This is a genomic window from Rhodosalinus sediminis (genome assembly GCF_003385555.1).
Taxonomy (GTDB): domain Bacteria; phylum Pseudomonadota; class Alphaproteobacteria; order Rhodobacterales; family Rhodobacteraceae; genus Rhodosalinus; species Rhodosalinus sediminis.
This window is the reverse complement of the sequence record NZ_QOHR01000041.1, coordinates 1-10610: the sequence shown is the minus strand read 5'-3', so window position 1 is coordinate 10610 and position 10610 is coordinate 1. Positions and strand designations below refer to the sequence as shown.

Annotated in this window: 11 protein-coding genes; 8 read left to right on the top strand and 3 right to left on the bottom strand. The window is 70.2% G+C overall.

The annotated features are described in order from the left end of the window. Window positions 1–72: 72 nt before the first annotated feature. The 3 genes from DRV84_RS14475 to DRV84_RS14465 form a co-directional block, all read right to left on the bottom strand. Window positions 73–1347, bottom strand: coding sequence for a TRAP transporter large permease (locus DRV84_RS14475; protein WP_115981968.1), 1275 nt, complete (start codon window positions 1345–1347; stop codon window positions 73–75). 7 nt (window positions 1348–1354) lie between these two features. Next, window positions 1355–1885: a TRAP transporter small permease gene (locus tag DRV84_RS14470; RefSeq protein ID WP_115981966.1), complete on the bottom strand. Its 531-nt coding sequence runs from the start codon at window positions 1883–1885 to the stop codon at window positions 1355–1357. A 107-nt stretch (window positions 1886–1992) separates the two neighbouring features. Continuing rightward, a complete protein-coding gene (locus DRV84_RS14465) occupies window positions 1993–2973 on the bottom strand; it encodes a sialic acid TRAP transporter substrate-binding protein SiaP (RefSeq protein ID WP_115981965.1) in 981 nt (326 codons plus the stop codon). Between the two features lie 231 nt (window positions 2974–3204). Here DRV84_RS14465 and DRV84_RS14460 point away from each other — a divergent pair, with 231 nt between their 5' ends. The 8 genes from DRV84_RS14460 to mnhG all read left to right on the top strand — a co-directional run bounded on the left by DRV84_RS14460 (window position 3205) and on the right by mnhG (window position 10379). After that, the gene (locus DRV84_RS14460) at window positions 3205–4236 is read left to right on the top strand and encodes a LacI family DNA-binding transcriptional regulator (protein WP_115981963.1); all 1032 of its coding nucleotides are present in this window, start codon (window positions 3205–3207) and stop codon (window positions 4234–4236) included. Window positions 4237–4630: 394 nt separating this feature from the next. Continuing rightward, complete coding sequence (locus DRV84_RS14455; RefSeq protein ID WP_115981961.1) at window positions 4631–6928, top strand: putative monovalent cation/H+ antiporter subunit A; 2298 nt, start codon at window positions 4631–4633, stop codon at window positions 6926–6928. Between the two features lies 1 nt (window position 6929). Then, window positions 6930–7352 (top strand): Na+/H+ antiporter subunit B, encoded by a 423-nt coding sequence (locus DRV84_RS14450; RefSeq protein ID WP_239995097.1) that lies wholly within the window; start codon window positions 6930–6932, stop codon window positions 7350–7352. Further along, window positions 7352–7717 (top strand): Na+/H+ antiporter subunit C, encoded by a 366-nt coding sequence (locus DRV84_RS14445; RefSeq protein ID WP_115981959.1) that lies wholly within the window; start codon window positions 7352–7354, stop codon window positions 7715–7717. Before DRV84_RS14450 ends, DRV84_RS14445 begins: the two co-directional genes overlap by 1 nt. Continuing rightward, window positions 7714–9264 carry a Na+/H+ antiporter subunit D gene (locus tag DRV84_RS14440; RefSeq protein WP_115981957.1) on the top strand — a complete coding sequence of 517 codons (1551 nt, stop codon included), beginning with the start codon at window positions 7714–7716 and terminating at the stop codon, window positions 9262–9264. Before DRV84_RS14445 ends, DRV84_RS14440 begins: the two co-directional genes overlap by 4 nt. After that, a complete protein-coding gene (locus DRV84_RS14435) occupies window positions 9261–9737 on the top strand; it encodes a Na+/H+ antiporter subunit E (RefSeq protein WP_115981955.1) in 477 nt (158 codons plus the stop codon). The genes DRV84_RS14440 and DRV84_RS14435 overlap by 4 nt, the downstream gene beginning before the upstream one ends. 4 nt (window positions 9738–9741) lie before the next feature. Further along, window positions 9742–10053, top strand: coding sequence for an MrpF/PhaF family protein (locus DRV84_RS14430; RefSeq protein WP_115981953.1), 312 nt, complete (start codon window positions 9742–9744; stop codon window positions 10051–10053). Then, entirely contained in the window at window positions 10050–10379 is a 330-nt protein-coding gene (gene mnhG / locus DRV84_RS14425) for a monovalent cation/H(+) antiporter subunit G (protein ID WP_115981951.1), read from the top strand. The genes DRV84_RS14430 and mnhG overlap by 4 nt, the downstream gene beginning before the upstream one ends. Window positions 10380–10610: the final 231 nt, after the last annotated feature.

The window sequence follows — 10610 nt, the reverse complement described above, 5'->3', positions numbered from 1 at the left end:
CTGACGGTACATCCGCAAATAATCCTCAGAATTCGTCCTCGCGTCGGTCATGGGGGCTCCTTTCGTGCGCGTTCAGCGGTAGATGAGCTCGGGCAGCCACATGGAGATCGCCGGCACGTAGGTGACGAGCGCCAGAACGGCGCCGAGCGGGATCAGGAACGGCGCGGTGGCGCGCACCGCGCTCTCGAAGCGGATGTCGGCGACGCGCGCGAGCACGTAGAGCACCATCCCCACCGGCGGCGTGAGCAGCCCGAGCATCAGGTTGAGCACCATCATGATGCCGAAGTGCACCGGGTCCACGCCGAGCTCGACCACCACGGGCAGCAGGACCGGCGTGAGAATGGTGATCGCGGCGACCGGCTCCATGAAGAAGCCGACGATCAGCAGCACGACGTTGATCAGCAGGAGCACGAGCACGACGTTCTGCGTCTGCGAGAGGATCGCCTCGGCCACCATCTCGGTGACGCGGTTGGAGGTCAGTATCCACGAGAAGATCGCCGCCGCCGCGACGATCAGGAGGACGATTGCCGTCGTCTCGACCGTGTCGCGGGAGATCGCGCCGATCTTGCGCAGCGTGAGCGTCCGGTAGACCGGCCCGCCGAGGACGAGCGCATAGGCGCAGGCCGCGATGGCGGCCTCGGTCGGGGTGAAGAGCCCGGCGAGGATGCCGCCCACGATGATCACCGGCGTCAGGAGCGACAGGAACGCGCGGCGAAAGGTGCGCCCGAGCACCGCCCAGGCGAAGCCGGCGTCGCGCCCGTAGCCGCGCACCCGCGCGTACCAGGCCACCATCGCCATGAGCGCCGCGGCCATCAGGACCCCCGGCACGAGCCCGGCGGCGAAGAGCTGGCCGATGGAGGCCGAGGAGACGACGCCGTAGACCACCAGCGGCAGCGAGGGCGGAATGAGCGGCCCGATCGTGGAGGAGGCCGCGGTCACCCCCACGGCGAAGTCGGGATCGTAGCCGCCTTCCTTCATCGCCTTGATCTCGATCGTGCCGAGGCCCCCGGCGTCGGCGACCGCGGCGCCGGACATGCCGGCGAAGAGCACCGAGGCGCCGATGTTCACGTGCCCCAGACCCCCGCGCATCCAGCCCACCAGCGCCCTGGCGAAATCGAAGATCCGGTCGGTGATGCCCGCGTGGTTCATCAGGCTGCCGGCGAGGATGAAGAACGGCACGGCGAGGAGCGGGAAGCTGTCCACCCCGTTGATCATGCGGTGCATGAGCACGACCGGCGGGATGGGGCTTTCCAGCACGAGAAAGGCGAGCGAGGCCCCGGCGAGCGCCAGCGCGACCGGCATGCCGATCACGAGGAGGAGGGCGAGCGTTCCGAAGAGGATCAGCATGGCGCCCTCACTCCTCGAGGCCGGCGGCGACGTCGGGCGAGACGTCGACCTTGCCATCGCGCGCGTGGCGCCAGGCCACCCGCGCCGCGTAGAGCGTCATCAGCGCGAAACACCCCGCCACGACGCCGTAGAGATAGGCCTTCGGCAGATCGACGGAGGTCATCATCTGCCGCGTGTTCCCGGCGAGCGCGACGCAGAGCCACGTCATCGCGGCGAAGAGCGCGACGCGCAGCAGATCGACGAGGGTCGAGAGCGCCCGTGCGGCGGCGTGCGGCATGTAGCGGTAGAAGAACTCGACCGAGATGTGCGTGTTGCGCCGCACGGCCACCGCCGCGCCCGCGAAGGTGACGCAGACCAGCAGGTAGCGGGCGATCTCCTCGGTCCAGCCGATGGAGTCGTTCAGCACGTAGCGCGTGAAGAACTGCACGAAGACCACGAGGGCGAGCAGCCAGAAGACGAAGCCGACGAAGAGGGCGTCGAGCGCGGGAAAGCCCCGGCGCGCCGCCGCGGGCTCGGGCCCGGAACCGGTCTGGGACATGTCAGGGATCCATTCGGCTGGACGAGGCGGGGCCCGCAGGCCCGGGCGCGGAAGTTTCCCTCCGCGCGGGATCGGGCCGGCCGCGACGGGCGGCCGGCCCGGCCGGATCACTGCAGCGCCTGCAGCCGGTCGAAGGTCGCCCGGTCCCAGGTCGCGTCGGGGCCGTTCAGCTGTTCGGCGACGGCCTCGCGGAAGGGCGCGCGATCGACCTCGGTCACGGTCGTGCCCTCGCCCCGGAACCACTCGACAAGATCGAGCTCCGCCTGCCGGATGTCGCCCGAGGCGCCGTTCGCGGCCTCGCCGAGCACCTCCATCAGCGTGGCGTAATCCTCCTCGGACATGCTGTCGGAGAGGCGCCCGGCCACGATGGTCAGGAGCGCGTCGGTGATGTGGCCCGTCAGCGTGATGTGGTCCTGCACCTCGTGGAACTTCTTGAACTGGATCGTCGGCAGCGGGTTTTCCTGCGCGTCGACGACGCCCTGCTGCAGCGCGAGGTAGACCTCCGAGAAGGCCATCGGCGTCGCGTTCGCGCCCACCGACTCGGGGAACATCTTGTAGAGCGAGGCATTCGGCACGCGGATCTTCATGCCGTCCATGTCCGCCGGCGTCTCGATCGCCTCGTTCGAGGTGACGTGGCGCTGGCCGTAGTAGACGAGCCCGGCGATGTCGTCGCCGGTGGCGTCGGTGTAGCCCGTGGCGAGATCCTCGAAGAGCTCGGAGTCGCGGTAGGCCTCCCAGTGCGCGTAGTCGCGGAACATGAAGGGCGCGCTCCCGATCGCCATCGGCCCGTAGCGCCGGCCCGCGAAGAACTGGCCGTCGTAGATGATGTCGACGGTGCCGAGCCCCAGCCCCTCGGCGAGGTCGACCTGCTTGCCGAGCGAGGACGCCGGGAAGACCTCGATGGTGTAGCGCCCGTCGGTGCGCTTCTCGAGCATCTCGGCGGCGCGCTCGGCCCAGGCGTGGTAGGGTGACTGGGCCTCGTAGACATGGCCCCAGCGCAGCTCGGTCTGCGCGGCGGCCGCGCCGGCGAGGCCGGCGGCGACGACGCCCGCGGTCAGCGCGGCGCCCAGCGAAAACGGTGCAGTCATCTTGGTCTCCTCCCTCGGAATTCTTGCAGCTGCCGTCGTCGGCGACAGCGCGACACGGGGCGCGCCCCGGCGTCGGGGCAAGCCTGCGCGGCGGACGCGCCCCGGTCAAGCTAAAATTTTAACGATTAAATATGCGTTATTTCGTTTTATTATCAGCCGTCGCAAGGCTGTGGCCCGGGCGGTGCGACCGTGGCATCTTCGCGGAATCGATGGATCGAAGACGACAGCCGGATGACGCAGCGCAAGTCCCCTCCCGTCACGCAACGCGCCATCGCCGAGGCGCTCGGCGTCTCCGTGGCGACCGTCTCGCTCGCCCTGCGCGACAGCCCGCTGATCCGGGCCGAGACCCGCGAGCGGGTCCAGCGCCACGTCCGCGAGGTGGGCTATGTCCGCAACCGCGCGGCGACGGCGCTGCGCACCGGGCGCACACGGATCATCGGCGTGGCCTTCCACGACATCGTGCACCCCTTCCTCGCCGAGATGCTCTCGGCGACCGAGGCGCGGCTCTCCGAGGCGGGGGAGGCGATCTTCGTCAATAGCCACGACGACGACATGGCCCGTCAGGCGCGCTTCATCGACTCGCTTTTGCAGCACGACGCGGACGGGCTGATACTGTCGCCCGCGCTCGGCACGCGCGAGGCCGATCTGGAGGCCTTCCGCGCGCAGGGCGGCGCGGTCGTGCTGATCGTGCGCTCGATCCCCGGCACGACGCTCGACCACGTGGTCAACGACGACGCCGCCTGCATGCGGCTCGCGACGCGGCATCTTCTGGGGCTGGGGCACGAGCGCGTCCTGATGCTCGGCGGCAAGCCCGGCACGACGACCGCCGACGGCCGCTACCGGGGGTTCTGCGAGGCCGTCCGCGAGGCCGGCGGCGCGGTCGGCGCGGACGACTGGATCGCCGGCTTCTCGAAACGGCTCGAGGCCCACTCGGCGGTCAAGGCGCTCTGGGCGGAGCGGTCCGATCCGCCGACCGCGATCGCCTGCTTCAACGATCTCGTCGCCTTCGGCGCGATGAGCGCGCTCGCCGACCTGGGCCTCGAGGTCGGGCGCGACGTCGCCGTGGTCGGGATCGATGACACCGACGAGGCGCAGGTCTCATTCCCGCCGCTGACCACCGTGACCAACAACGCCCGCGCCATCGGCGAGCAAGCCGTCGAGATCCTGCGCGCGCGCCTCGCCGACCCCGACGCGCCGCCGATGCAGGTGAGCCTCCAGCCCGAAATCTCCGTGCGCCGGAGTTGCGGGGCGGGGGCGCGGTAGGGCGCATCCGCGGGCGCAGGGCGCCGCGGTGGGCCTGTGGGTGATGGGCCGACGCCGCTCGGGTCACGGTCCGGTCGGGCAGGCCCGCCGGATCCGCGCGCGGGCGGCGGTCGGTCCCTCGGGGCCGGACAGGGCCGGCGCGGCCCGCGGCGCCTGCGGTCCGAGGGTGTTGAGGACGTTCTGACGCCCACCGCCCCCCACCCGGACCACGGCGTCTTGCGTCGGCCCGCCCCGGCACCGGCCGCGGGCGCCGGCGCCTGCGCGCGGGTGCCCTTTCGTGATGCAGACGCGCACCTCGCGGCGGCGCGGTCGCGGTCGGGCGGTGCGCAACTCTTGAATGCGGGCGCCCGGCGCGTCATATGGCGCCGAACGACGCAGGGACAGGGACAGGCTGGTGGCGACAACCGGAGCGGAGGTACCGCGCGTCTACGGCGGCGCGGCGGGCTGGATCTCGATCCTGATACCGGTCGCGATCTTCGCGTGGCTGACGCAGTTCCTCGAGCCGGTCGCGGCCGGAGAGACCGTGCTGCTCGGCGTCGACTGGGTGCCGAGCATGGATATCCGCCTGTCGCTGATGATCGACGGGCTCAGCCTGACCTTCGCGCTGCTGATCTCGGGGATCGGCGCGCTCGTCACGCTCTACTCGACGCAGTACCTCGGCCGGCACCCCGAGTATCCGCGCTTCGTGCTGTTTCTCATGCTCTTCATGCTGGGCATGCTCGGGCTGGTGCTGGCCGACAACCTGATCGCGCTCTTCGTCTTCTGGGAGATCACGACGATCTCGTCCTACCTGCTGATCGGGTTCGACAGCGACAGCGCCAAGTCGCGCCGCTCGGCGCTGCAGGCGCTTCTGCTGACGGCGACGGGCGGTCTCGCGCTGCTGGCCGGGATGATCATGCTCGGCGCGGTCGCGGGCTCCTTCGAGCTGTCGGTGATCCTCGGGATGGGCGACGAGATCCGCGCGCATCCGCTCTACCTGCCGATCCTGATCCTCTTTCTCGCGGGTGCCTTCACGAAGTCGGCGCAGTTTCCCTTCCACTTCTGGCTGCCGAACGCGATGGCCGCGCCGACGCCGGTCTCGGCCTACCTGCACTCGGCGACCATGGTGAAGGCGGGTGTCTTCCTGCTGGCCCGGATGAACCCGGCGCTCGGCGGGACGGAGCCGTGGTTCTGGGCGCTGGTGATCGCGGGCGGCTTCACCACCGTCTTCGCGAGCCTGCTCGCCGTGCGCCAGACCGACATCAAGCAGGTGCTGGCCTACACGACGCTGATGGCGCTCGGCGCGCTGACGCTCTTCATCGGGGCGGGGACGTCGGACGCGATCAAGGCGGCGATGGTCTTCCTCGTCGTGCATTCGCTCTACAAGGCGGCGCTCTTCCTGATGATCGGGCTCGTCGATCACGAGACGGGCACGCGCGAGGTCGAGGAGTTGCACGGCCTCGCCCGGAAGATGCCGGTGACCTTCGTCGCGGGCGCGCTCGCGGCGATCTCGATGGCGGGCATTCCGCCGCTGATCGGCTTCATTGGGAAGGAGTTCCTCTACAAGGCGGGGCTCGCGCTCGACACCGCGCAGCTCTGGGTGACGGGCACGATCTTCGCCGCCTCCGTGCTGATGTTCGTAGCCGCCGGCATCTCGGTGGCGCGGCCCTTCCTCGGGCGGCTGCCCGACCGGCTCGCCGGGACGCACGAGGGGCCGGCGGCGATGTGGATCGGCCCGCTGACGTTGGGCGCGCTCGGGCTCGTCTTCGGGCTGTCGTCCGACCTGGCCGAGACGTGGCTGGTCGCGCCCGCGACCTGGGCGGTCTACGGCGCCGAGACCAAGGTGGACCTCTACCTCTTCCGCGAGGTGAACGCGGCCTTCCTCTTGTCGCTCGCGACCTTCGCGGCGGGCCTCGTGCTCTACGCCGCGCACCGGCGGCTGCGCGCCGGCATGGCCCGCGCGATCGAGATCAGCCCGATCCGCTTCGACCCGGCGTGGGATCGCCTGCTGGACGGGCTGAAGGCGCTCGCCGCGTGGCAGACGGGGATCCTGCAGTCGGGCGTGCTGCAGCGCTACATGGTCACGATCCTCGCGACCCTCGCGGCGGCGGTCGCCGTCACGCTCTGGGCGCAGGACGCGCTCGCGCCGATCGAGCCGGGCCTCGCCGCGCAGCTCGCGGGGCTGCAGCTGACGCATTACGCGATCCTCGGCTTCATCTGCGCCGGCGCGCTGCTCGCCGCCTACACCTCCAGCCGGATGACGGCGGTCGCGGCGCTGGGCGTCGTCGGCGTGGGCGTCGCGCTGATCTTCATCATGTTCTCGGCGCCGGACGTGGCGATCACGCAGCTCCTCGTCGAGACGCTGACGATCGTCCTCGTGGCCGTCGCCATGCTGAAGCTGCCCACGCTCAGCCTGCGCACCGAGGCGCGGCGGCCGTGGCACGCCGCGCTGTCGGTCGCCGTGGGCGGGCTGGTGACGCTGGTGCTCGTCGGGGTGCTCCAGGGCGGGCTCGACCGGCGGCTGACCGATTACTTCGAGGCCGCGAGCTGGCCTGAGGCCTACGGGCGCAACATCGTCAACGTGATCCTCGTGGATTTCCGCGCGCTCGACACCTTCGGCGAGATCGCGGTCGTGGTGATCGCGGCGCTGGCGGCCTTCGCGCTCCTGCGGGGCACCCGCACACCGCGCGCCGGGCAGGAGGAGGGCGAGTGAGATGATGAACTCCGTGATCCTCAACGCCGCGACGCGGCTCCTCGTGTCGCTGCTCGTGCTCTTCTCCATCTACATGCTGCTGCGCGGGCACAATCTGCCCGGCGGCGGCTTCATCGGCGGGCTGACCGGGGCCACGGGCTTCGTGCTCTACGCGATCGCCCACGGCACCGAGGCGACGCGCGCCGCGCTGCGCGTCGAGCCGCAGAACATCGCCATGATCGGCCTTGGCGTCGCGCTGGCCGCGGGCGTCTCGGCGGCGATCTTCGGCGACGCCTTCTTCACCGGGCAATGGCTGTTTCTCGGCGCCACGGAGGACGACAAGGGCCTGCCGCTGAGCTCGGTCCTCGTGTTCGACATCGGCGTCTATCTGGTGGTCTTCGGGTCGATCCTGACCCTCGTGCTCGCCCTCGAGGAGGAAGTCTGATGGAGCTTCTGGTCGCCGTCATGGTCGGCGTCATGGTCGCGGCGTCGGTGCATCTGATGCTGGCGCGCAACGTGCTGCGCTTCATCTTCGGGCTGATCCTGATCTCGAACGCGGCGAACCTGACGATCTTCGCCGCCGGGCGCCTGACGCCGGAGCGCCCGCCCCTGATCCCCGAGGGCGCCGACGCGCCGGCCGCGCAGGTGGCCAACGCGCTGCCGCAGGCGCTGGTGCTGACGGCGATCGTGATCGGCTTCGGCCTCTTCGCCTTCGCGCTGACGCTCGTCTACCGGACCTATCAGACCCTCGGCACGCTCAACTCCGACGAGATGCGGCTGGCCGAGCCGCGCGGGGAGGACGGATCGTGAGCTGGACCCTCGCAAGCCCGATCATCATCCCCTTCGCCACCGCGGTGCTCGCCTTCCTCTTCCGGCGCGGGCCGGAGGGGCGGTGGCTCTCGGTGATCGGGGCGGCCGCGCTCCTGATCGCCTCGGGGCTGCTGATGGCCGAGGTCTGGGCCGAGGGCGTCGTCGCCGCGCAGATGGGCGGCTGGGCCGCGCCATTCGGCATCACGCTGGTCGCCGACCTGCTCTCGGCGGTGATGGTGGTGATCACCGGCATCACCGGGCTCGCCGTGGCGGTCTACGCGCTCGCCGACGTCGACGCGCGCAAGGAGGAACTGGGCTTTCACGCGCTTTTCCAGGTCCTGCTCGCCGGGGTCTGCGGGGCGTTCCTGACGGGCGACATCTTCAACCTCTACGTCTGGTTCGAGGTGATGCTGATCGCCTCCTTCGGGCTGCTGATCCTCGGCGGCCGACGCGAGCAGCTCGACGGCGGCGTCAAATACGTCACGCTGAACCTCGTCTCGACGATCCTGTTCCTCTCGGCGGTCGGGCTGCTCTACGGGATGACCGGCACGCTCAACATGGCCGACCTGCACGGCGCGGTGCAGGAGGTGGACAACCCCGGGCTCCTCGTGACGGTGGCGGTGATGTTCATGGTCGCCTTCGGGGTGAAGGCGGCGGTCTTCCCGCTCTTTTTCTGGCTACCGGCCTCCTACCACACGCCGGCCTTCTCGGTCTCGGCGATCTTCGCCGGGCTTCTGACCAAGGTGGGGGTCTATGCGCTGGTGCGGGTCTTCACGCTGATCTTCACCACGGACGTGGCCTACACGCACACGATCCTGCTCTGGGTCGCCGGGCTGACGATGATCACGGGCGTTCTCGGCGCCGCGGCGATGAACGATTTCCGGCGCATCCTGTCGTTCCACATCGTCAGCCAGATCGGCTACATGATCCTCGGTCTCGCGCTCTTCACGCCGCTGGCGATCGTGGGGGCGGTCTTCTACATCGTGCACCACATCATCGTGAAGGCGAACCTCTTCCTCGTGGCCGGCGTCGCGAAGCGCATCGCGGGTTCGACCGACCTCGCGGCGATCGGCGGGCTCTACCGGACCGCGCCGCTTCTGGGGCTGTTGTTCCTGATCCCGGCCTTCTCGCTCGCCGGGTTCCCGCCGCTTTCGGGCTTCTGGGCGAAATACGTTCTGGTCAAGGCCTCGCTCGACGCGCAGAGCTACTGGATCGCGGCGGTGGCGCTGGTCGTCGGCCTGCTGACGATCTATTCGATGACGAAGATCTGGGGCGCGGCCTTCTGGACGCCGCACCCCGAGGGCCGCGCGCCGCGGCTGACCGATCTTCCGGCGCGGGACCGGGCGGCCCTGCTGGTGCCGATCGCCTCGCTCGCGGCGCTGACATGCGTGATCGGCTTCTACCCCGAGCCCTTCGTGGTCTTCGCGGAACGCTCCGCCGCGCAGCTTCTCGACCCGGCCGCCTACGTCGGCGCCGTCCTCGGCGAGGCGAGCGGCGCCGCCGCGGAGGCGGGACCGGGCCTCGCCGAGCCGGAGGGCGGCCAATGAACATCTTCGCGCTGAACATCGCGCTCGCCGTCGCCTGGGCGGCGCTCACCGGGAATTTCACGCTCGGCGGGCTCGCCGTGGGCTTCGTGCTCGGCTCCGGGGCGCTCTACCTCGCCAAGCCGCTCTTTCCGGGCTGCGATCTCTACTTCCTGCGCGGCTGGCGCTGGGTGAAGCTCTGCGTGCTCTTTCTATACGAGCTGGTCGTCAGCTCGATCGCCGTGGTCTGGGACGTCATCACCCCGAGCACCAAGGCCCGGCCGGGCGTCATCGCCATGCCCCTCGACGTCGAGGACGAAATGGCCATCCTGCTGGTGACGAACCTGATCTCGCTGACGCCGGGGACGCTGTCGCTCGACGTGACGGACGATCGCAAGACGCTCTTCATTCACGCGATGTTCGCGGACGACCCGGACGCGATCCGCGCGCAGCTCAAGGGCGGCATGGAGCGCTGGGTGAAGGAGGCGATGGAGTAGGCCGATGGATATTCTGCAAACCGCCGTCAACGTGTCCTTCGTCATGGTGGTCGTGGGCGTGGCCTTCGCCTTCGTGCGCCTGATCAAGGGGCCGAGCCTGCCCAACCGGGTGGTCGCGCTCGACATGATGAACGTGCTGATCGTCTCCTTCTGCGGGCTCTACGCGATCCGCGCCGGGGACGCGGCCTTCGTCGACGTGGCGATCGTGCTCGCGCTCGTGGGCTTTCTGGCCACGGTCGCGCTGGCGCGTTTCGTCGAGCGGCGCGTGACCCGTAACGCCCGCTCGGGCGACGACCGGGGGGAGGGCCCGCGATGACCGAGATCGTGATCGCCGTGCTCGTGCTGCTCGGTGGCTTCTTCTGCTTCGTCGCCGGCCTCGGCGTGCTGCGGCTGCCGGACGTGCTGATCCGGATGCATGCCTCGACCAAGGCGGGGACGCTCGGCTCCGGGCTCATCCTCGCGGGCGTGGCGGTGCACTTCGGCGACACGGCGACCATCACGCGCGCCGTGGCGACGATTCTCTTCCTGCTGATCACCGCCCCGGTCGCCGCCCACATGATCGGCCGCGCCTCCTTCCGCTCGGGCGAGACGCTCTGGCAGACGAAGATCGACGACGCGGCGGAGCGCTCGCTGAAACGGTGAGCGTCGCGCCGCGGCGCGCGGAGTAGCCGCGGGCGCGGCGCCGGAGGCGCTGGAGACCTCCCCTTCGGACCTGCCCGTGCGGCCCGGCCGGGACCGGCCCCTCGACCCGCCGCGCGACCGGCGTTCGTCGAGGGGGTGGCTGGGACGATCAAGGCCGGGAGGCACGCGAGACCGCGCCGATACTCCGCACGCCCTGAACGCACACCACCTGCGCCGCCCTCAATCCCTGAG

Bases quoted from the DNA above. Each gene is read 5' to 3' on its own strand.
- DRV84_RS14465 (WP_115981965.1), bottom strand. From the start codon at position 2,973: ATGACTGCACCGTTTTCGCTGGGCGCCGCGCTGACCGCGGGCGTCGTC.
- DRV84_RS14450 (WP_239995097.1), top strand. From the start codon at position 6,930: ATGATGAACTCCGTGATCCTCAACGCCGCGACGCGGCTCCTCGTGTCG.
- DRV84_RS14475 (WP_115981968.1), bottom strand. From the start codon at position 1,347: ATGCTGATCCTCTTCGGAACGCTCGCCCTCCTCCTCGTGATCGGCATG.
- DRV84_RS14460 (WP_115981963.1), top strand. From the start codon at position 3,205: ATGACGCAGCGCAAGTCCCCTCCCGTCACGCAACGCGCCATCGCCGAG.
- mnhG (WP_115981951.1), top strand. From the start codon at position 10,050: ATGACCGAGATCGTGATCGCCGTGCTCGTGCTGCTCGGTGGCTTCTTC.
- DRV84_RS14470 (WP_115981966.1), bottom strand. From the start codon at position 1,885: ATGTCCCAGACCGGTTCCGGGCCCGAGCCCGCGGCGGCGCGCCGGGGC.
- DRV84_RS14430 (WP_115981953.1), top strand. From the start codon at position 9,742: ATGGATATTCTGCAAACCGCCGTCAACGTGTCCTTCGTCATGGTGGTC.
- DRV84_RS14435 (WP_115981955.1), top strand. From the start codon at position 9,261: ATGAACATCTTCGCGCTGAACATCGCGCTCGCCGTCGCCTGGGCGGCG.
- DRV84_RS14445 (WP_115981959.1), top strand. From the start codon at position 7,352: ATGGAGCTTCTGGTCGCCGTCATGGTCGGCGTCATGGTCGCGGCGTCG.